Below are 21,818 nucleotides of genomic sequence, written 5' to 3' on the forward strand. Positions count from 1 at the left end.
ATATAGTAAAGCAAAAGTGTGATCAACATCCGTGGTAAACTTTCATGAATGTTTAACGTATGTAAACAATGGAATGGTATGGTTAAACAACGCACATATTGAAAGAAAGTGAGTTCATTACACTAAAATGAACATAATAAACGATCAAAGTATCAACACACTTTTCCTAATCTGACGGTAGCGTTGACACTGATCCGCCCCAGCAGTTTTGGACACCGAGTTAAGTGAGTACAATCACTAATGAGGTGAACAATGACAAATAACAAAACTAGAATTAAACATTCCCCTGAATTTAAGACAGAAGCCCTGAAGCTAGCAGAGAAAGTAGGCGTTGCTGAGGCAACGAGACAGCTCGGGTTGCACGAATCCCAGATCTACGGTTGGCGTAAGGCACTTAAGAAAGACACCAGTACCAGTCAGCGTGAAAAAGATCTGGCTGCTGAAGTCGCCAAGCTCAAAAGGCAATTGGCTGAGCAAGCTGAAGAGCTAGATATCGTAAAAAAGGCCGCCACCTACTTCGCGAGAAATCTAAAGTAGATTGCTATGAATTTATGCTCGAACACCTTCTGTGCTTCAATGTTGTCCGCATGACTAAGGTGTTCGAAGTTTCACGAAGTGGGTTTTATTACTGGATTAAGCATCGCTACAAGGCCATCCAGCGCGAGGCATTACGCCAAAAGCTCGATACAAAGGTCAAAGAGGCTTTTGACAATAGTAAAGGTCGTGATGGCTCAAGGCGCATCCAGAAAGAACTGGCGGAGAATGGTGATAGCCGTAATGTTAAAACCATTGCAGCCAGTATGAAGCGTCAGGATTTAACTCCGAAAGCGGCACGCAAGTTTAAATGCACGACGGATAGCAAGCATAAGATGTCTGTAGCACCGAACTTGCTAGCTCAGGACTTTAACGCAACGGCTCCGAATCAAAAATGGGCAGGAGATATCACGTATATTGCCACGAGCGAAGGCTGGTTGTATCTGGCTGTCATCATCGACCTTTACTCACGACAAGTAATAGGTTGGTCAATGGATACGAGGATGACGGCAACTCTGGTCTGCGATGCATTATCAATGGCTCTGTTCCGTCGAGGGTTCCCTGAGCATGTTATTGTTCATAGTGATCGAGGTAGCCAGTATTGCTCAAAAGACTATAGGGACATAATAAGTGCTTATAATCTAGAACAAAGTATGAGTAGAAAAGGAAACTGTTGGGATAATGCGTGTGTTGAGAGCTTCTTCCATTCTATGAAAGTTGAGGCGATCCAATACGAACCGATCATGAGCAGAGATGAGATGCGCCAAACGGTCTTCGAGTACATTGAAGTTGATTATAATCGGACAAGAAGGCACAGTGCTCTTGGGTATCTAAGCCCAGTTAACTTTGAGCAGCAAAATGTCGCTTAATGAAGTGTCCAGTCTGGCTGGTGCAGATCAATCTAGTATGAGTTATGACATTTGAGTTAATAAAGAATGTGGTATTTTATGAAAGGTCCATAGAAAAGAGCCAACCTAAAAGGTTAGCTCATTGCTAAAATGTTGAACGAGGTGTTACTCATTTTCGCTGATTTAGCTACATTCTACTATGTTGATATCACCGTGGGCCCACCCAATCCCTTTTTCGTGCTTCTTACCTTCATTGGTCACGAACTCAACAAATAAGAAGTGGAAGTTTCCATCAGGTAAATCTGCTGTTGGGATAACTAAAGGGTTGGTAAGGTCGAAGACCACATCGACAGAGCCAGAAACAGTTTCTGCCGAGTCTGCATGGTAAATGATGTAGTCATTTACTAATCCCCAGCTTGCATCCATCTGTCTTAAGCGGAATGTAAGTCCATTTTCATTTACGGTCGAACCAGAGCCTGCATGATAGTTTGCAATAACGCTCAAAGGCTGGTTGGTACATAGCGGAGACCCCATGTATTTATTGTTGTCATCAAATGTCACGCTCGCTTCAAACCAATCTTCTATATCTATACTTAAAGTGTCTGTCACCGCGCCCGGTTGGTGAGCGCCATTTGCGCTGGCTGTGATTTGGACTGAGCCTGCCTTGATCGCGTTGACAACGCCATCAACAGAGACAGTGGCCGTTGTGTTATCTGAAGAAGACCATGTCACGGAAGTATCATCAGGTGATTTACCAGGCTCACTTGAAGTTAGTTCTACAGACAGTGTAGCGCTTTGACCTACGTAAATTGGATCTGTCTCGTTCACGACTGAAATATCAGTTGCGTAGATAGGGTCAAAATCCCCTGAGCGAATAAGAAGTGATGATGACACTTGTTCCGCAACGCTTGATTGAACCAAAATTTCTGCATCACCAATGGCGAGAGCAGTAACAAGTCCGCTATCAGAAACGCTTGCAACGGATGGATCGCTTGACTTGAAAGTGACCACTGGATTGGCATTGAGTGGCGTGAATGAAGGCGTAATTTGATAGGTGGCTCCCGGGCGCAGTTTACGTTCGTCAGCACCCAAGCTAATACTCTCAGGAACTGGCATATCTGCATCGTCGCTAGACACTCGCTCGTTTATCATGACATCGTTGAGATAAACGGCCTCACCATTACGCCAAGTCACTTTGATTTCTTCAATGGTCTGATTCTTACCTAGGCCAAAATGAACTGTATTGAGCAAACTCTGTGAGAAGTTTTCACCCGCAGACCCGACTCTTCGCGTGTATGACTTGCTTTCTGTCGTGACAGTGACAACGGCTGACATCGGGTCGATGTTATGTAATGGGCTGTAACCTACGTGGACAAGGGAGTGGTTGCCAACGTTTTGTGTCTGGTTTTTATATAAATACCAGATACCGTCTTCGCTGCCGTTGAGTAGATCTACTTTACCATCTCGAGTAAGAGCAAAGGCTTGCCCCATGTCTCCATGACCTGAGTCGTTAACATCATGTGCACCATGCATTTGGGTAATTTCAAATTGTCCCTCTCCATCATTGATAAGAAGGTAATCGGTCACACGTTCTTTTAAGTATCCATAGCGATGAACAAAAATATCGTTGTGTCCACTATTATTGAAGTCGCCGTATGTTACGCCCCAGTGATTGCCACCTTTAGGTAGGTTCCACTCAGCGGACTCCTCGACAAACCTGCCATCACGATTGACTAAAAGAACATCTTGCTGATTACGGTTTTGTGGTTGCCAATCAACATTCACATCTTTGATATCATCCATGGTAAATGCGACCTGCCAGAATACATCCCCATTCTTAACCCATTCAACGTTCCACGTATTGTCACCGATATACCCAATATAGATACCATTTTCATCGCGCTCTGACGGCCAGCCAATTGCACTGTCCGGGGTGATTTCTAAGTCATCAGGAAGAGTGTAATAGTCTTCTACTTTCACAACTTCATGAGCTGTCTTCTGTTCGCCAAGCATGATAGGGAAGCCACCATCGTACTGTCGATAAGTAAGGTGAAGATCTTTAAGAGTGAATCCATCCTCTACGGTCAACTGCATGGTTCTTCGCCCTTTATTGCCATCATCGTTAAGATTGAGTGTTTGAGCAATAGGGTTAAAGTCTAGTGAGCGATTAGATAATTGATAATGTGGCAAGCCTTTTGAGAGGTATATGTCGGGTAAGCCATTTCCTGTCACATCGACATCTGCAGCAGCTTGAACCTGCCAAGTTTGACGGACATTTTCTGGAAGTACGCTATCGGTGACATCCGTAAATGTGAAGTCACCATTGCCTTTCCATAGCGTCATAGGTGTCAAAAAGAGTAGGTCATCTATGCCATCACCATCAAAATCGAGCACAAGAGCACGCTCAGTATTGGCTTTTTCGATACCGGGAACATCAATGCGGCTAAAGGTACCATCTTGATTGTTTTTGTAGAAAAGGTGCTGTGCACCACTGCCGCCGTTGATCCCTTCAGCATTTATAAATACAAGGTCAAGATACCCGTTACCATTCATATCTAAGAAACGTGCCCCACGTCCCCTAGCGCTCTCTGTTATCCCAACTTCTTGATAAGACTCGGTTAGCTTGCCTTCTTCATTCACAAAAAAGTCAGGGTAAGATGGAGTGGTTCCATTACCGCCACCTCGTGTAACAATAATGCCTAAATCACCTGAGTGGTTATAGTCTGCTGCTGCCGTACCATGCATATCACCCCAAGAGAGTGAGCCATCCCAACCTCCGTTTTCTACCGTAAAGGTACCATCTTGATTGTTCCAGTAGAGTTGGTTCGTTGGGCGCCAGTTATGGTTGTTAAGAATAATATCGTAATAGCCGTTGTTGTTGATATCAGCAACCGTAGGGCCGCCATATTTGGGGAGATCGTCTTGGTCAGCAATACCAGATTCCCCGGCGATGTCTTTGAATTGAGGTAGGAGAATATCTGGACGCTCTGCGAATTCAAGCTTATTTACAGTGATATCGCTACCGCGTGCCATAACCTTAATGTTCTTTACACCCGTAGAGCCAACGTCAACAAGCGCATTGATGTAGTTGATACCCGTTGAAGGGACGTCGATGTTGTCTATGGCCAACTTGTCATCAATATAGAGTGATAAATTCGCAAATTCACTCTCGATATCCAGCTCTAAATTAACTCTTTGTATTAGTGATCCTGCAACATCCCTTTGTACGGTTACTGGATCGAAAATACCGACTGTAAATGAACCATCAGATGGAGGAGGCGTCTCTTCAGTGTTATCACTGCCACATCCTACGAGTATGGAGATAGTACTCGCGAACAATGTCAACTGGAAGCACCTGTTAAGGTCTTTCATTGTGTAGGGCATATATTTTCCTTGTTATGAATATAAGAAGTGAACGTTTGCTCACTATTGATTTAATACTTTGGATAAACAATGAGCAATATTGGTCTGTTATTTGTGCGGGATTGATCAAAATTGGTGAACCTTTATTGTGGTGTAAGTCTAAGTTTTGCTGTGACCAACTCGCGAATTTTGTGAATATTAGCCATGTTAATGAGGTGGATAATAGGCTGTTTATAGATGCCAAACATAGGTGTAACTTATTAATGAAAATAAACAAAACTATCAGAGGACTGTTGTTTGTGTCTCTGGCATTCAGTGTGCCAGTGACCGCTTGTAATGATGGTCGCTTTCATGCAAGTGGTGATATGAAATTTAGTAGACCAATTCCTTTGCCTGAGGGAATAAAAATATCAACGCCACGTGTATTGGAATTGAAAGACAAGCAGTTTTCTTATGATGTTATGATCGAGGCAGAGTATCCTATCGAGGAGTTGGCCGTAAAGGTAACCCCTGGACCTGGCGTGATACCCAATGAAGCCTCTTTTGGTGTGTTTGAAGATCAGACACAGCTGACAGTCACTGGCAAGGCATTGGCGAATGTGATGACGGTGACATCGGTTCAAGTGATTGGGGTATATCAAGGAGAGCCATTCAATGCTTATCGGTTTGTCACAGCCAAACCGGTGAAGTAACGAAAAGAAAAATCAGGGCGAATGTTAAGTCATTCGCCCTGATTTAATGTTGGCGCTGAAGTTTATTTACAGCAGCGCCTTACTTAATTACTCAATTACTTAAGATTTTTAGCCACCGTACGGTCCCAACGTTCTAAGATCTTGGTGTAATCTTGGTCAGGTTTTAGCATGAATGCTGTTATATCATTTGGCATATCAGCCCCCAAATTCGCAGGGATGTTTCCAACAGGGAACGTAACCAGTTGGCCGGCAGAGCGAGCATCTTCATAAGGTTTGGCTAACTCAGGCACCCCAGAAGTACCGCCCGCGAGAGTCGTGATCGCGGTATCGGCTTCTAGATAGACTTTTAAGTTGTCATCATTCATCCAGAAATCGATCCATTTCTTCGCGGCTTCCACTTCACCCGAATCTTTTGGAATCGCCCAACCTGGGCCGTTGTAGTCCATAACAATACCTTTATCGCCGTTCACTGCCGGGAACGGGTGTAAAGAGAAGTGCTCAGGAAGTGAATCGTTTGAGAATGGAGTAATGTTCCACATACCTTGTGGCAGCATAGCAACACGGCCAGATTGGAATGTCGTTAGCGCCACTGACCACGGGTCAGTACCCGCCGAAACCATCGGGTTAAAACACTTGGCATCAATCATCTTTCTAAAGCCTTCAAAGGCATTTTTCATTGATTCATCGTCGGCAAACTTCGCTTCACCACTCACAAATTTGTCCATACGAGACAGATCTGGGTTATTACCATCGGCCAGTGCCATGGTCAAAAAGTAGACATAAGGGGTCCAGCCACCATTGTTTGCTGCAAGTAGCATTGGCTGAATCCCTTTGTCATTCAGCGCTGTACAAGCTTGAACTAACTCATCAACGGTTTGTGGGTAGCTTTTGATACCGGCGTCTTCAAACAAGTCGTTATTCACAAACACACCCATACCTGAAACTTGGAGCATTGAGTAATAAACGGTCTCATCAAGGCCAAGGTAAGGTTGAAGTTTAGGTTGTACACGTTCGACAAACGGGAGGTCATTGAGTGGCATTAACTGACCATTGCCACCCCAGTGTTGGATAAACTCACGGTCAACCATCACGACATCGGGTGGTGAACCTGCCTGCATGCGAGCAGGGATACTCGTCACCATGTCATTACGAGCCATGTAATTGAGCTTTACTTTGATATCAGGGTTTGCTTTTTCGAATCGCTCGATGATTAACGGGAAGTTAGCGACTTCTGCGCCAGCGCCTTTCCAGCTAGAGACTTCAAGTTCGATTTGTTTTGCTGCCACGTTGCTGGTGGCAAGTAAACAAGCAGTAATTGCAGTGGCAAGAGAGAGTTGTTTTAGTTCCATGTTATTAGTTTTCCTTGAATCGTTATTGGATAAATACTTGATAGTCTATACAAAATATTCAAATAGCGCTGGGCGCAATGTACTACTAAAAACATAATTATTATTGGATGTAGCGGTGTAGCTTAATAGAGATCTATGAGTGTGTTTTCTGCTAGAAAGTGAGCAAGGCAGGAATGCCTTGCTCTGTTGGGTTATTTCACAGCACCTGCTGTCATACCATTTACAATCTGCTTAGATAATGTAAAGAACACAACAAGAAGTGGAAGTGATGCAAGCACTGCTGCAGGGAACAACTGTGTTGGATCAACAGAGTAGGTTCCTAAGAAGCGCAGTACGGCTGGCATAATGGTTAACTTGCTTTCCGTTGTGATGAAGAGCAGTGGGTTAACCACATCATTCCAAACACCTAAAGTGATAAAGATCGCTAGTGTACCTGTAATTGGCTTAAGCATAGGGAAGATGATGTACCAGTAAGTCTTTAAGAATGTCGCCCCATCAAGTGTCGCAGCTTCTTCAAGCTCTTTCGGTATGGCTTTCATAAAACTAGTGTAGAAGAAGACACCTAACGGCAAGTGACCAACGGTATACACCAAAATCAGACCGAAGTAAGTATCTAGTAGGCCTAAATCACGAATGAATAGGTATAGCGGTGTTAGGGCCGCAAATGGTGGGATCACCATGCCTAGCATGAAGAAAATGTAAGCGATATTGCTCACTCGGCTACGAATTCTTGCTAGCGGGTAAGCAGCAAGCGAAGAGAGAATAGCCACAGAGAAGATAGTAGCAACAGTTATTCCGATAGTATTAAATACAGTACCAAAGTAGTTCATGTCAGCAATAACATTCACGTAGTTCGAGAAATGCAATTCTGTCGGCAACGCGAGAGGATCAAGCATAATTTCTCTACGGCTTCTGAATGACATAAACACCATATAGAAAACAGGAGAGAGAATGATGAACGTGACCGCGAACATCAGTGAAATCAAAAGCCCCTGTTTTACGTTGCGCGGCGAAAGAAGCTTTTTTTTACGTGTTGCTGTTGACTGGTCTGCGGTCTTTGTTGGCAGTTTATTGGATGTAATACTACTCATTAGATACGGTCCTCACGAGCTCGTAGGTAACTGTTTTGAATAATAGTAATCAGAGCTACCAGTACAATCATGACCACTGACAGAGCTGCTGCAGAGCCATATTTAAAGTCTTGGAAGATGAGCTGGAAGATCTTAAGGCCTAGCGTCATCGTTGCGTAATCTGGACCACCACCTGTCATGATGAATGGGAACTCGAATGATTTAAGAGTACCGATCGTAGCAAGCGTAATATTGACAGTAATCGCTGGGGCAAGCAGTGGAATATCAATATGGAAGAACGACTTGATTGGTGATACACCATCCACACGCGCTGCGTCTTTCACTTCGGTTGAAATACCCGCGTAACCTGCTAAGAAAATAGCGGTCGAGTAACCGACAAACATCCATACGTGAACAGCGGCAACAGAGAATAGGGCAATGGAAGAGTCTCCAAGCCAAATTTGCTGCATGCTACCCATGCCGAATGAAGCCAGAAGCTCGTTTAAGCCTCCACCCATTGGTGCATAAAGGTACTGCCATACATAACCTGCAATCACTAGCGACAGCATTGAAGGTACAAGTAGGGCAGTACGTAATGCATCGCGCACTGCGGGAATACTGTTTAAGATGGCGGCAAAAATCAGCCCCAACCCGTTTTGGAACACGACGACGACAATACCGTAGATCATGGTATTTTTCAGCACCTGAACATAGCGCTGATCGGAGAATATCTCACGATAATTATCTAAACCAACCCATGTTGCTTCACCAACACCAGCATACTCTGTCATCGACAATGAAATCCCCTTGAACACTGGATAGATAGTGAACATGAGATACAAAAATAGAGCCGGAATAAGGAAATACAACCTTTTATCGACTTTCATAACTACAACCCTCAATTAGCCTATGGGCAAAGACGGCAGCTATAAAGGTATAGCTGCCAAACAAGCAATTAACGTTTCGCGATATCGCGAGCTACAAGTGCGTCCCAACGCTCAAGAATCACGTTATAGTCTTGGCTTGGATTTAACATAAATGACATGATGTCATTCGTCATATCACGTGTTACTTCAACAGGCAGCGCACCGACAGGAAACGTTACATATTGCATAGCGTCACGCGCTTCGACATAATCTTTGGCAATATTCATTGGCAGACCTGAAGTACCACCAGTTAGTGTGGTCATTGCTGTATCTGCTTCCAAGAACAGTTTTAGGTTCTCGTCTAGAGTCCAGAAGTCGATCCACTTTTTAGCTGCGTCAACTTGCTTAGCATCTTTTGGAATTGCCCAACCAGGGCCAAGGTAATCTAGAGTGATACCTTTATCGCCATTAATCGATGGGAACGGTTTTAGAGAGAAGTTTTCTGGTAAAGAATCTTTAACAAATGGGTTGATGTTCCATAAACCCTGAGGCAGCATAGCGATACGGCCAGATTGAAATGTTGTCAGTGCCACCGACCATGGGTCTGTACCCGCACTAATTTTTGGATCGAAACACTTAGCATCAATCATTTGACGGAACGCCTCAAATGCGTTCTTCATTGATTGGTCTTCAGCGAATTTGATTTTGCCATTGTTAAACTGAGCTAAACGGTCTTGGCTAGGTACATCACCATCAGCAAGACCTAGTGCTAAGAAGAAAATGTAAGGTGTCCAAGCGCCGTTATTACCTGCAAGTAAAGTTGGTGTGATGCCTTCATTATTTAGCTGCTTACATGTAGCTGTAAACTCAGCAACGGTTTCTGGATACTTTGTAACACCCGCTTTGTCCATTAAGTCATCATTAACATAGATACCCATGCCGGAAACTTGAAGCATTGCGTAGTATACATTGTTGTCTAAGCCAAGATGTGCTTGTAGACCAGGTTGAATACGTTCAACGAAAGCTTGATCACCAATTTCCATTAGCTGACCGGCCCCACCCCAGTGTGTGATAAACTCGCGGTCAACCATGATGACATCCGGTGGGCTACCAGCCTGGAAACGTGCTGGAATGCTGGTTACCATGTCATTACGCGCCATGTAATTAAGACGAACTTTAATGTCAGGATACTGCTGCTCAAACTTTTCGATTAGAACTGGAAAGTTTGCAACTTCTGCTCCTGCGCCCTTCCAACTAGCGACTTCTAGTTCGACTTTATTTGCGCCAAAGCTAGATGCTGAGAGAGTAAGAGCTGTTATAGCTGCAAGTTTTGTTAGTTTCATTGTTACCTTCCTTTATGGTACTCGATGAATAAATAAGTTTACTCACCAAGGATCTTTGTTATTTGCCATTAAAATTTAATTGGAATACCAAATTTAGAGGTAAGATTACCAATTGGTTGATGATTAATGTGTGATTGGCTTCAAATTAGCTGGATTAAGCCGCTAGTATGGTTTGTCTGTAGCAACAATTATGAATTCAATCACAATTACGGACTAAATTACCAAAAACCTATTAACCAACGCGGTATGTTTAAGTTATTTTGGTTGATAAGTTGAGGTGTTTAAGAATTTAAGGCTCAGAAAATGGCAGATATCAAACTATCAAACGTTAAAAAGCGTTTTGGAAAAGTACAAACAATTCACGGCGTTGATTTAGAAATAGATCACGGAGAGTTCGTCGTTTTTGTTGGCCCATCGGGCTGTGGTAAATCAACTCTCCTACGTTTAATCGCTGGTCTTGAAACTATATCCGATGGTGAAATATTCATTGGCGGTAATATGGTGAACGACGTTGAACCTGCTGAACGTGGTATCTCAATGGTATTCCAATCATATGCGCTATACCCTCATATGACGGTTGAAGAGAATATGGGGTTCGGCCTCAAGATGAATGGGGTATCTAAAGATCAAGTGAATAAGCAGGTATTACTTGCGGCTAAAACACTTCAGCTGGAGCCACTCTTAAAGCGTCGACCAAAAGAGCTGTCGGGGGGGCAGCGTCAGCGTGTAGCGATTGGTCGTGCTATTGTCCGTAACCCAAGTGCTTTCCTATTTGATGAGCCTTTATCGAATCTTGATGCAGAGCTGCGTGTTGAAATGCGCTTACAAATAGCTCGTTTACACCAAGAAATTGATACAACTATGATCTACGTAACGCACGACCAAGTGGAAGCTATGACGCTGGCTGATAAGATTGTTGTTCTACGTGATGGTCGTATTGAACAAGTTGGCTCACCTTTAGAATTGTATAATAAACCAATCAATATGTTTGTTGCTGGTTTTATTGGTTCACCAAAAATGAACTTTATAGATGGCGCAATCACAGAAGTTGACAAAGAGTTTTTGAATGTTCGTCTTGCCGACGAACAGATTATCTCTATTCCGATGAAGCAGCAGAGTGGTTCAAAAGTAGGTGATCTCGTGAAAGTTGGCATTCGACCTGAACATATTCATGTTGAGGAAGAGAAGGGGAATGTGACGATTCGTTTTACAAGTGAAGTGGTTGAGCGCTTGGGTAACAGTACTTATCTATTTGGCCAGTATGCAAAGCAAGAGGGGTTCATTGTTCACCACCCAGGCGACAAAGAGGTGAGCGCATTCGACAACATCGACCTTTACTTTTCTGTATCGGATTGTCATGTGTTTGATGAGAGCGGGATCTGTATTAGCAACTAATTATTAATACGATGATTGTAAAAGGCGGCTGGGGTAAGCAAATCTCTAGCCGCGTTCTGGTGTACCCCACAGGTCTTTTCCAACCGAGTTTAATTCGTCACAACAGTAAGTTGTAAGGAGTTACTTACAACTAAAAGAGAATAAATGATGGTGAGGGATATAAGAAATTCCTAAGCATGGCGCTCAGGGCCAAATTACAGATTGTGCCTCCATGTTCTTACCTGCTATAGCGTTCCAGATCAATGGCATTTGGAAGATACATCACGGTTGATTCTTAATCTAAATCATTTTTCTTTTTTGGTAAACCATTGCTGGGTTTTAATCCAAAATTGGTTTGGCTTTATTTGAGGCCTGTCTTATTATAAGAGAAATTTCGAGGGTTATACTGGTTATCTAGGGATAAATATGTCACTTTGACCGTATATCAAACGAAAATGAGAAAATTAGAAGTTAACATCCTTACTAGTTGTTGACCAATGGTAATGGTTTAGGACAGAAATGACTATGGCTAAACACGCAAATAGACGAAGATATTTTGATGTAGGTAAACAGATAGAAGAGCTTTTGTACTCTGGGGAGTTTAAGGCCGGGGAAAGGTTACCTTCTGAAAGGGAACTGAGTGAGCGTTTTGATACCAGCCGCGCGACTATTCGTGAAGCAATCATCATGTTAGAACTTAAGGGATTAATCGCTGTAAAACAAGGGGCTGGAATTTACTTTATAGATTCTCCTGACAAGACTTGCAATACACTATTAACTCCAATAAGTGACATAGGGCCATTTGAGCTTTTGCAAGCCAGACAAGTCATAGAAAGTAATATAGCTGGGTTTGCTGCCACACAGATCAAATTCAATGAACTTCAAGCTTTAAAGAAAGTCGTTGCACAACAAGAAAATGAGCTTAACGGTGATAGTACAAGGTTTGAAGAACTTGACCAAAAGTTTCATCAGATGATCGCGGAATCGACTCAAAACCGAGTTCTAATCAATCAAGCGAACCAAATGTGGAGCACTGTACGCATTCATAACCCACTTTGGCGAGAACTAAACCATAAATACCTTCATGAAACAGAGCTGAAAACCGCATGGGTTGAGGACCATAAGCAGATTCTTATCGCGTTGCAAAAACGTTCTGCAGAAGAGGCTAAGATTGCAGTTTGGCGTCATATAGAGAACAGTCGGCAGGAGTTGATGAAGCTGGTCAATAACGAAGAGTCTTCTGCTGAGTTTGATGACCTTTTTTTTGCGCAAGATATTTAGTCACTACCTAGAATTACAACCATTTATTGTGTTTGACAGAGAGCGTTCTGCTCTAAAATACAAAATTTTGATTTTGCGCACGCCAAATTGGTTAAACTGTGGTTATATTGTGGTGGACCAGTTTTTTTTGGCTGTCTATTTTTTAAAGGCGGCTATCACTAGTTTAGAGTAGGAATAACTATGAAACGTTACCAAATGTACGTTGACGGCCAGTGGATTGACGCTGAGAACGGCAAAGTTGATCAGGTTATTAACCCGTCAACCGAAGAAGTGCTTGCTGAGATTCAGGATGGTGACCAAGATGATGCTGAGCGCGTTTTAAGTGTGGCTAAACGTGCACAATCTGACTGGAAACGAGTGCCCGCGCGTCAACGTGCTGAACTGTTGAGAAAGTTTGCTCAAGAAATCCGTAATAACCGTGAGCATCTTGCAGAGTTACTCGTGAGCGAACAAGGCAAATTATACCGAGTTGCGTTGGGGGAAGTCGATGTAGCTGCATCTTTTATCGAATACGCCTGTGACTGGGCTCGTCAGATGGATGGCGATATTGTTCAATCTGATAATGTGAACGAACATATCTGGATTCAAAAAATTCCTCGTGGTGTCGTGGTAGCGATCACTGCATGGAATTTCCCATTTGCATTAGCAGGTCGCAAGATAGGACCAGCACTGGTTGCGGGTAACACTATTGTTGTTAAACCAACCTCTGAAACTCCGCTAGCAACGCTAGAGTTAGGCTATATTGCTGAAAAAGTAGGTATTCCTGCAGGTGTACTCAATATAGTTACCGGTGGTGGAGCAAGCTTAGGTGGCGCTTTAACTAGTCACCGTTATACAAATATGGTCACTATGACAGGTTCAACACCCGTTGGTCAGCAGATAATCAAAGCATCTGCGAATAACATGGCTCACGTTCAACTAGAGCTCGGTGGTAAAGCACCGTTCATCGTAATGGAAGATGCTGATCTGGAGCAAGCTGCTGCCGCTGCACTACATTCACGCTTCGACAACTGTGGTCAGGTATGTACATGTAACGAACGTATGTATGTGCACTCTAGTGTCTACGATGAATTCATGGCGATCTTTATGGAGAAAGTCCAAAATATCAAAGTGGGTAATCCTATGGATCCAGAATCTGATATGGGTCCTAAAGTAAACAAACGAGAGCTTGATCATATGGAAGCATTAGTCGCGCAGGCATTGAAAGAAGGCGCGCAACTTTTGCATGGTGGCAAGCGCCTTACGGAGGGTGAGTTTGGAAAGGGCTTCTGGTTTGAACCCACAATCTTAGGTAATGTTCAACAATCAATGACGATTGTTCATGAAGAGGCATTTGGTCCAATTCTTCCTGTTATAAAATTCGACACTTTTGAAGAAGTCATTGATTACGCAAATGATAGTGAGTATGGCTTGGCAACTATGATTTGTACGCGAAATATGAAGTATGTACATCGCTTAACTCACGAGCTTGAATGTGGTGAGATTTATGTGAACCGTGGTCATGGAGAACAGCATCAAGGTTTCCATAATGGATATAAACTGAGCGGAACTGGTGGTGAAGATGGAAAATATGGCTTCGAACAATATTTAGAGAAGAAGACATTCTATGTGAATTTCGACTAAAATAGTCGAGATAGTAAGTGGCCCCGTCCTAATATGAGTTGACACTCTCTAACTAAAACGCTCGATGTGCTTCATCGAGCGTTTTATATTTTAAAGCCGCATTTGATAATAGCTCTCTACAGATTCTGCAACCATTTTTCTTGCTTCTTCCAGATCTTTCGGTTGCCTAAGAAAGAACCTCTTTTTGAGTATTCCATTTACACGTTCTGCTAGTGCATTCTGATAGCTGTCATCGCCGTCATTCATCGACCAACCGATAACTTTTCGTGAGTAAAGATCGATGACTACGGCTAGATAAAGCCAGCCTTGCCAGGTCCTAAGTAGAGTAAGAGACAGAGCGTAGTCGAACTATCTCTCTGCAATCCTCTCCGAACCGTATGCGCTTAGTCAAGGCCAATGGCCATAGCAACATCTGAATATCTCGAAGTAACCGTGTTTCTGGCTTCCGTCAAAAGGTAGGGATTGGTTGCTGGAAGACGCCACTTGAACGGCATCTTTTGGCTACTCACAAGCCGGAGAAGGGAGATACCACACAGATGCCCGTGATTCGTTTTACCGAAGAGCACCCATGTTTTGGCCTTCTTCGGCTCCGGTCGCTTACACCATTTCTTCAACAGTGCTTTAATACGACATTTGTACTTGCGTGCCAGCCAGTGCGCTAGCTTCCAGAACACCACTCTGTCTATCCGTCCATAAGTCATAGCAGGGCGATAGAACTGCGACCATCCACTGAGCTTCTGGTTTATCTTCTCGACCTTGTCTATCATGCTGCAACTAAAGTCCCCTGAAAGCTCTTTTACTAACGCGTGAGTGAATGGTTTCGCCTTAACCTTCGGTATTGTGGTAACGACTCGCATGTTTCCTCTAGGACCACGTTTTCGGATAATCCGATGCCCCAAGAAGACGAAGCCATCGTTCACGTGTGTGATATGGGTTTTCTCCATATTTAGAGTGAGCTTTAACTTCCCTTCAAGGAACTGTCGACTTTCGTTTCGGATATTTTCAGCATCTTGTTTTGTCCCTTGGACTATGAGAATAAAGTCATCGGCATAACGACAGTAGGCAACCGCTGGTTGCCACTGCCAGTTATTCTCAATTGCTGAACGGCGTCCTATTTTTATGCTGTTGTTTAGATACCATCGATCTTTGCGAGCTTTCTTACTCAGATGGCGTTGATGAAGATACTGATCGAACTCATTAAGCATGATATTCGACAAGAATGGAGAGATGACGCCGCCCTGAGGTACACCCTGTTGCGTTGCACAGAACAAGTTTCTCTCAACATGCCCTGATTTGATAAAACGCCAGAGTAAATCAAGAAAACCATTGCAGCTTATCCGCTTACGCACACACTTGATCAACAGTCTATGGTGTACGGTATCGAAGTAACTCGATAGGTCACCTTCGATTACCCATCGACCACGAGTGTCTGTACTGTCAGCGAGCTGTAATCTGACTGTGTGGATCGCATGGTGGACGCTGCGCTCTGGTCTGAAGCCATAAGATAATGAGTGGAAATCATTTTCCCATATCGGCTCCATTGCCATCAGTATCGCCCGTTGGACTATGCGATCACGCAGGGTTGGAATGCCCAGCGGGCATTGTTTCCCATTTGCTTTAGGTATATAGATGCGTCTAGCGGGCATAGGCTGGTAATTACCGGATTGTAGTTCCAGCTTGAGCTTGCGTAGATAGTCGCCCAATTTCCCTTGCAGGTGATGTTTAGTCACACCATCCACTCCCGGTGTTCTGGCTCCTTTTGAAGAGAGTGTTTTCTCTGCCGCATGGCATAGCCAGTCAGGATGAGAGATTAGTTGAAGCAGACGTTGACCCTACGGGTTTTATCGTCTGCTGCCCATGTTGCTAGCTTGTGTTGCATTTCACTGATTATCAAAGGTCTTCACCTTGTTACAGTCAGCTAGTTCGCTGACACAAGTTGATTAAACTGTTCTCCTGCGCCATGTAATGGGCTTTCCCCATCTCAGACTACTACGAGAACTCCGCCAGTCTGTTTGTCGTCGGGGGCATGCTCCCTATACATTCAAACAGACCTTCCCCGGTTTACCTATCTGAACTCAACCATATTGGGGTGGATGCTGATCGCAGTCTTTAACCTTATCGTTCTGTAAGGTGATGATGCTAAGAAGCTGACTTGTGGTGGCACTTCTCTCCATTGCTGAGGTTTACATATCCTCATTAAGTCGGTGTATTTGATCTTACTTGTATCAATCACACAGCATCATACCGCCTGATAACTCGTGTAGACGGTGGCGACATTTCAGCCCATAGATGCGGGTTAATCAGTTCATGTTCTTCATCCGTCCAATACTCAGTCTAGAAGAGCATCTTGGCTTAACGAGTTCGCCTCACTCTCCGTTGTCAGCGAGTTACATCACCTTACCAGCATCGGTAAGTCACTGTCGCTCAGACTCATACGCTGTCACAACCCAGCGTATCCACAGGCACTTAACTCCAAGTATCACAGTCTGTGGATTTCAGATAGACTCGTGGTTCAATTTAAGCATCCATGATAGCCCTGAACTCCGGGCACACTGTAGGTAATATCAGTTACTCACGATTTATCAGGAGCACTGACCTCAAACTGTCGGTTTAAATGATTGGGCATAATGATTGAGGGACGACCATAACCATAATTTCGGTGTATCTTATAGTTACGTATCGCTCTTATACCCATAATTTTTCATAATCTTAAGCACTCGATTAGGCCCACAACATTCGCCGAGTTCTTTAAGATCTAGAGTAATTCTCCGATAGCCGTAGATTCCATCGCTGGCATCGTAAGAGCTACGGGTCAACTCGAGTAGTCGCCGATCTTCAATAGCGCTTTGTGATTCTGGTTCATGCAGCCATGCATAATAGCCTGCTCTTGTTAGCCGCAACACAAGACACATCGTCATGATTTTAAACATCTCAGAGTGCACCAGAATAAACTGATACTTTATTCTGGCAGGCTTGCAAAGTATCTCGCGGCCTAAAGGGATGGTCTGCTCCTCCCTCTGATATCTATACTCAGCAAGGGAGATCGCAAAAGCAAGGAGACCGACCTTGTCTAGTTCAAATGCGCATATCTACGGTATCGACCTAGGAAAAAACTGGTTTCACATCGTAGCAATGGAACGCCAAGGGCATATTCTTTGGCGGAAGAAGCTCAATCGGAGTCAGCTTAAAACCTTTGTGGTTAACACTCCACCTACAATTGTAGCGGTTGAAGCTTGTCCGGGTTCTCAATACTGGGGAAGATTGTTTAATGATGCAGGGTTCTCAGTAAAAATTATTCCCGCTCAGTTTGTTAAGCCGTACTTAAAATCAAACAAGAATGACTTCAATGATGCTGGCGCAATCGCTGAAGCAGGCAGCCGTGGCACTATGCGTTGTGTTTCCCTATAGACACACGAACAACTTGCCTTACAAGCGACTCATCGAGTAAGGCAGCGTTTTATTGTTGAGCGCACAGCTACTGTGAACCTGATGCGGGCATTGCTATTTGAATACGGAATTACAGTTCCTGTAGGTCGCAAAGTCTTCGAACGCAACTTGCCCAGCATCTTAGACGATGCGGAAAATGTACTTCCCGACTTTATTCGTGCTTTAGTGTTTCGCTTGCGAGAGCGTTGGCAACATATTGATGTTCAAATTGATGAAATGAGCGAGCAATTACAACATGCCTCAATTGCGTCTGAGAAGTGCCAACTTATATACAGCGTTCCAGGTATTGGACCAATTGCCGCGACGGGGTTAATTGCAGCTGTTGGTTCAGGTACTCAATTTAAGCGAGGTCGAGATATGTCAGCATGGTTAGGCTTGGTTCCCAGACAATACTCCACAGGCGGGAGAAGCAATCTTGGCGGTATAAGTAAAAGAGGTAACGTTTATCTACGTAGTCAGGTGATACAAGGGGCTAAAGCATTAAAGATACATATGAAGCGAGACAAATCCGCACTCGGGCCGTGGATAGCCAAGTTAGAGGCGACACATCATCACCATGTTGTTTTAATTGCCTTGGCTAACAAGATAATGAGTATTTGTTGGAAGATATTAACCTCGGGTCAGGAGTATCAACATTATCCTATTTCGGCTGTGAAATAGCATATAACGAATTATATTTTCAATAGATTTTGCGAGAAACAAGCTGATGACAGAAGCGTTAAACCCACGATGTTGAAGCCTGGCTAAAAAGCAGTCTTTTATGACTGAGCGCTTTATTAGGACAACAACGTGCGGATCCCATCAAGGCCAGAACACTAGATGGTTCACAAACAGGCCGGATACATTGACGCAAACGTATTCTGACTGCGAGCTTTTACTTGCAAAAACGGAGCAGACCATACATTTTTTAAAATATCTCGCTCTTCTTCAGTCTGTTTTAAAAGCCCCTTAAGCCGGAGTATTTCTTTTTTCGCTTATAATAATTCATTTTCATCTTTAGGGCGAGTGGAGTTATCTCGCCGTGGTACTTGACCTCTTTAGCCGACGCGTCGTGGGTTGGTCTCGATCGGATAAGCCTTATGCAGAATTAGTTTCTAAAACCCTAGATATGGCCTGGGAGCAAAGAGGTGGGCCTCAGAACGTGATGTTCCATTCAGACTAGGGATGCCAGTACAGCAGTCGTAAATTTCGTCAAAGACTTTGGCGATATCGTATAACCCAAAGCATGAGTCGTCGAGGTAACTGTTGGGATACTGGGATTAGAATATAAATACAGGCTGTTTGTAATGGCCCGTGCTGGGATTGACAGAAATGTCTTTGTGTTGACCTGTCGTTCAAAGAGTCTGTTCAATTCTATCGACTCAGTTGTGCCCTAATAGGAGCTTTGTATTGCACCTCCAGTGTCCCGTCCTGCTGGACGATTCACACGGGAGAGTGGTTAAATGAACAGTAATGACCCCCGCTATAAATTGTATTTGGGCGTAGATACTCATCTGGAACTTCATGTCGCAACACTTATCAATGAGCTTGGACAAGTTGTTAAGAGTAAAGCATTTAGTGCCAACCTTTCAGGTTATCGTGAACTCTTCGCATGGTGTAAATCTTATGGTTTCCTTCAAAAAGCAGGTATAGAAGGTACAGGAAGCTATGGCGCAGAACTAACAAAATACCTGATCAAGAACGGATTTAACGTATATGAAATTATGCGCCCAAACCGAATGGAGCGGCGGCTGAAATGAAAAACAGACTGTATAGACTCAGAAAATGCGGCTAGAAGCGCGTTATCTGATGAGGCAAAAGTTATTCCTAAAAGCCATGCGGGGCCAGTTGAATCATTGCTAAGTCTGCTGATGACTCGTAATAGTGCGGTAAAAGCAAGAACCCAAGCAATGAACCAAATTCGAGCACTTCTTGTCTCGGGTCCTGATGAGCTAAAACAGTCCCTATCTCTGCCGAAACCAGGGGCGTGTGCCACGGCATGCTTAGTCCAATTAGTAGTGAGCCATTAATGATTTCGCTTGTACTGCTAGCACAACGGTGGAACTTTCTAGATGAACAAGTAAAAATACTTGATAAAGAGTTAAAAAATTAACTTTGAGTTCGGCTCAAGACCTTGTATCAAGATTTGGAGTTGGTGCAAATGTAGCAGCAACACTTCTTGTTGCTGCTGGAGATAACGCTAATCGATTGAGGAAGGAATCATCGTTTGCGGCATTATGCGGTGTTGACCCAATTCCTGCTTCATCAGGCAAAACTACTCGTCATCGGTTAAATCGTGGGGGGCCGCAGTGCTAATAATGCTCTCTGTACTGTAGCTATGGTAAGAATGCGTAGTGATCCCAGAACGAAAGACTATGTTGCACGAAGAACGGCTGAAGGGTAATCAACCAAGGAAATAGCTCGTAACTTAAAACGTTATATAGCGAGAGAGCTATTCCCACTCATCCTGAAAGATCTAGCGAGATTGGCTTGACATAGGAGCGTCACTGCTCAATGGAGAGGCTATTTAGAAGCCTGAAAACTGAATGGGTACCAGCAACGGGTTACTTGACCCAATCTCAAGCAAAGAAAGATATCAGCTACTATTTGATGGACTACTACAATTGGCAACGGCCTAATCAAACAAATGATGGACTGTCGCCAGTCAATGCCGAAAATCGGCTTAAATCTGTGTTCGGAAGTTCTTGACCATATATGGACGCCTCAGCTTTTACAACACTTTTGAATGATTGGTTCACTACCATTTATTCGGCGTCGTTACAGGCTCTTTCGCCTGCGCCTTGATGTAAATCCGAAAACTATTGCCTAATCACTACATCGGCATTTAATGCATCGGTCAACTCAGGTTACAATAGGTACGGTTAACCGTTTATTCATCAGTGTATGTAAACTTTCTTGAGGTTTATACAAAGGCTTTGTTTACGTCAAAGTCATGGCTTCCTGTTAATATTTTCCATGCTATACGAGCTAGTTTATTCGCAAGTGCTACCACAGCTTTATGTTTACCTTGTCTGACAGCTAAAGCGTTGAACCATTGCCCAAGTTTATCTTGCCGTTTGTTGGCAAAACGCCCTACAGCCCTCGCGCCATGAATAAGTAACACATGCAGATAACTGCCTGCCATTTTTTAATTGTAGACCTGAACCTATCTCACTAATAAAACTCGCTGTTACTAATGGCCCAAATCCAGGAATTGAAAGCAATGCTTCGTAGCGGGGTTGATTTTGACAAAGAGCATTTAATATAATGCTCGACTTGATCTATTCGATAATTTAAAGCGCATAAATCATCATATAGGGGCTTAAGAAGGCTACGGAGAGTATACGAAAGATCGTTGCTTCCATCTTCTAAAGCTTCTATCAGGGACACTTGCAGTTTTATTCTTCCGACACTAAAAATAACGCCAGATTCACCTGCTAAACTGCGAATTTGGTTTACGCTCGCCGTTCTGTTTTGGACTAAGCGGACCCGAACACAGCGTAATGATTTAATATCTTGTTGATCTACCGTTTTTATAGGCATTTTATGGGTATTAGGTCGAAAAGCTGCTTCACATATAGCAAGAGCATCATTCGCATCGTTCTTTTGGCTTGAGACAAATGGCTTAACATGTTGGGCTGGAATTAGCTGAACATCGAAGCCTAACTCTTTGAATTTCCTCCCCCCCCATTAGTGAGAGGTCCCACGCGCTTCCATTGTAATTAAAGTTCCTTGAGGAAATTGCCTTACTTTATCGAGTAGCTTATTGCGTCTAACTTTTTGATTACTACTAAATGAATGATCTACAAGACAAACACAAACCTGAAATACATTTTTGGCTAAATCAATTCCAACAACTTTTATATCCATAATGGCAGCCCTTTAGGTTTACTATCAGTATCAAGTTTGGCAGATACCTCGAAACTTGAGTGCTGAGGCGTCCATCACATCACTACAGTTCAAGCAATAATGCTAAATGGAAGTGTGTTTGAGTCGTACGCGATCTCCTACGGATTTGTGAGAGAGATGAGGCGATATCGCCTCATTCT

General features: G+C 43.5%; 12 protein-coding genes and 6 pseudogenes. 10 read left to right on the forward strand and 8 right to left on the reverse strand.

From position 1 onward, the window contains the following. Positions 1–252 precede the first annotated feature (252 nt). Positions 253–1,403, forward strand: a protein-coding gene (locus OO774_RS07055) for an IS3 family transposase (protein WP_264905791.1) whose coding sequence is annotated in 2 segments (ribosomal slippage) — positions 253–496 and positions 496–1,403 — 1,152 coding nt in all. Because the reading frame shifts where the segments join, the coding sequence is not laid out codon by codon here. Between the two features lie 162 nt (positions 1,404–1,565). Here the strand turns inward: OO774_RS07055 and OO774_RS07060 are convergent. After that, positions 1,566–4,766: an FG-GAP-like repeat-containing protein gene (locus OO774_RS07060; RefSeq protein ID WP_264905793.1), complete on the reverse strand. Its 3,201-nt coding sequence runs from the start codon at positions 4,764–4,766 to the stop codon at positions 1,566–1,568. 14 nt (positions 4,767–4,780) lie between these two features. Between OO774_RS07060 and OO774_RS07065 the strand changes: the two genes are divergently transcribed. Next, positions 4,781–5,437, forward strand: a complete 657-nt coding sequence (locus tag OO774_RS07065; RefSeq protein ID WP_264905795.1) for a hypothetical protein — start codon at positions 4,781–4,783, stop codon at positions 5,435–5,437. Positions 5,438–5,532: 95 nt separating this feature from the next. Here the strand turns inward: OO774_RS07065 and OO774_RS07070 are convergent, their stop codons facing one another. The 4 genes from OO774_RS07070 to OO774_RS07085 all read right to left on the reverse strand — a co-directional run bounded on the left by OO774_RS07070 (position 5,533) and on the right by OO774_RS07085 (position 10,065). Further along, a complete protein-coding gene (locus OO774_RS07070) occupies positions 5,533–6,786 on the reverse strand; it encodes an ABC transporter substrate-binding protein (protein WP_014232211.1) in 1,254 nt (417 codons plus the stop codon). 191 nt (positions 6,787–6,977) lie between these two features. Then, complete coding sequence (locus tag OO774_RS07075) at positions 6,978–7,877, reverse strand: carbohydrate ABC transporter permease (RefSeq protein ID WP_014232210.1); 900 nt, start codon at positions 7,875–7,877, stop codon at positions 6,978–6,980. After that, positions 7,877–8,743: a sugar ABC transporter permease gene (locus OO774_RS07080; RefSeq protein WP_041170236.1), complete on the reverse strand. Its 867-nt coding sequence runs from the start codon at positions 8,741–8,743 to the stop codon at positions 7,877–7,879. Before OO774_RS07080 ends, OO774_RS07075 begins: the two co-directional genes overlap by 1 nt. Before the next feature lie 68 nt (positions 8,744–8,811). Beyond that, entirely contained in the window at positions 8,812–10,065 is a 1,254-nt protein-coding gene (locus tag OO774_RS07085) for an ABC transporter substrate-binding protein (protein ID WP_014232208.1), read from the reverse strand. Positions 10,066–10,368: 303 nt separating this feature from the next. Here OO774_RS07085 and ugpC point away from each other — a divergent pair, with 303 nt between their 5' ends. The 3 genes from ugpC to OO774_RS07100 all read left to right on the forward strand — a co-directional run bounded on the left by ugpC (position 10,369) and on the right by OO774_RS07100 (position 14,343). Continuing rightward, positions 10,369–11,460, forward strand: coding sequence for a sn-glycerol-3-phosphate ABC transporter ATP-binding protein UgpC (ugpC, locus tag OO774_RS07090; protein ID WP_014232207.1), 1,092 nt, complete (start codon positions 10,369–10,371; stop codon positions 11,458–11,460). Between the two features lie 504 nt (positions 11,461–11,964). After that, positions 11,965–12,720, forward strand: a complete 756-nt coding sequence (locus OO774_RS07095) for an FCD domain-containing protein (RefSeq protein WP_014232206.1) — start codon at positions 11,965–11,967, stop codon at positions 12,718–12,720. A gap of 180 nt (positions 12,721–12,900) precedes the next feature. After that, complete coding sequence (locus tag OO774_RS07100) at positions 12,901–14,343, forward strand: 3,6-anhydro-alpha-L-galactose dehydrogenase (protein ID WP_014232205.1); 1,443 nt, start codon at positions 12,901–12,903, stop codon at positions 14,341–14,343. A gap of 52 nt (positions 14,344–14,395) precedes the next feature. Here OO774_RS07100 and OO774_RS07105 read toward each other — a convergent pair. Further along, positions 14,396–14,673, reverse strand: a pseudogene (locus tag OO774_RS07105) (integrase core domain-containing protein); the annotation flags it as partial. 53 nt (positions 14,674–14,726) lie between these two features. After that, positions 14,727–16,237, reverse strand: a pseudogene (gene ltrA / locus OO774_RS07110) (group II intron reverse transcriptase/maturase). A gap of 1,172 nt (positions 16,238–17,409) precedes the next feature. On the opposite strand from ltrA, the gene OO774_RS07115 reads away from it, so the two are divergent. From OO774_RS07115 to OO774_RS07135, 5 genes and pseudogenes are all read left to right on the forward strand, one after another. After that, positions 17,410–17,751: a transposase gene (locus tag OO774_RS07115; protein WP_243978674.1), complete on the forward strand. Its 342-nt coding sequence runs from the start codon at positions 17,410–17,412 to the stop codon at positions 17,749–17,751. Between the two features lie 15 nt (positions 17,752–17,766). Then, positions 17,767–18,450: pseudogene (locus OO774_RS07120) on the forward strand (IS110 family transposase); the annotation flags it as partial. Positions 18,451–18,796: 346 nt separating this feature from the next. Further along, positions 18,797–19,042: pseudogene (locus tag OO774_RS07125) on the forward strand (DDE-type integrase/transposase/recombinase); the annotation flags it as partial. Between the two features lie 190 nt (positions 19,043–19,232). Then, positions 19,233–19,529, forward strand: a complete 297-nt coding sequence (locus OO774_RS07130) for a transposase (RefSeq protein ID WP_014232200.1) — start codon at positions 19,233–19,235, stop codon at positions 19,527–19,529. A gap of 754 nt (positions 19,530–20,283) precedes the next feature. Beyond that, positions 20,284–20,478 (forward strand): annotated as a pseudogene (locus tag OO774_RS07135) (IS3 family transposase); the annotation flags it as partial. Positions 20,479–20,692: 214 nt separating this feature from the next. Here OO774_RS07135 and OO774_RS07140 read toward each other — a convergent pair. Then, positions 20,693–21,639, reverse strand: a pseudogene (locus OO774_RS07140) (IS110 family transposase). Positions 21,640–21,818 lie beyond the last annotated feature (179 nt).

This window comes from Vibrio sp. STUT-A11 (genome assembly GCF_026000435.1).
In the GTDB taxonomy this organism is placed as follows: domain Bacteria; phylum Pseudomonadota; class Gammaproteobacteria; order Enterobacterales; family Vibrionaceae; genus Vibrio.

What these genes read in the sequence shown, in the direction of transcription:
- OO774_RS07130 (WP_014232200.1), top strand. Translation starts at nt 19,233, where the DNA reads ATGAACAGTAATGACCCCCGCTATAAATTGTATTTGGGCGTAGATACT.
- OO774_RS07080 (WP_041170236.1), bottom strand. Translation starts at nt 8,743, where the DNA reads ATGAAAGTCGATAAAAGGTTGTATTTCCTTATTCCGGCTCTATTTTTG.
- ugpC (WP_014232207.1), top strand. Translation starts at nt 10,369, where the DNA reads ATGGCAGATATCAAACTATCAAACGTTAAAAAGCGTTTTGGAAAAGTA.
- OO774_RS07100 (WP_014232205.1), top strand. Translation starts at nt 12,901, where the DNA reads ATGAAACGTTACCAAATGTACGTTGACGGCCAGTGGATTGACGCTGAG.
- OO774_RS07095 (WP_014232206.1), top strand. Translation starts at nt 11,965, where the DNA reads ATGGCTAAACACGCAAATAGACGAAGATATTTTGATGTAGGTAAACAG.
- OO774_RS07075 (WP_014232210.1), bottom strand. Translation starts at nt 7,877, where the DNA reads ATGAGTAGTATTACATCCAATAAACTGCCAACAAAGACCGCAGACCAG.
- OO774_RS07085 (WP_014232208.1), bottom strand. Translation starts at nt 10,065, where the DNA reads ATGAAACTAACAAAACTTGCAGCTATAACAGCTCTTACTCTCTCAGCA.
- OO774_RS07060 (WP_264905793.1), bottom strand. Translation starts at nt 4,766, where the DNA reads ATGCCCTACACAATGAAAGACCTTAACAGGTGCTTCCAGTTGACATTG.
- OO774_RS07065 (WP_264905795.1), top strand. Translation starts at nt 4,781, where the DNA reads ATGAATATAAGAAGTGAACGTTTGCTCACTATTGATTTAATACTTTGG.
- OO774_RS07070 (WP_014232211.1), bottom strand. Translation starts at nt 6,786, where the DNA reads ATGGAACTAAAACAACTCTCTCTTGCCACTGCAATTACTGCTTGTTTA.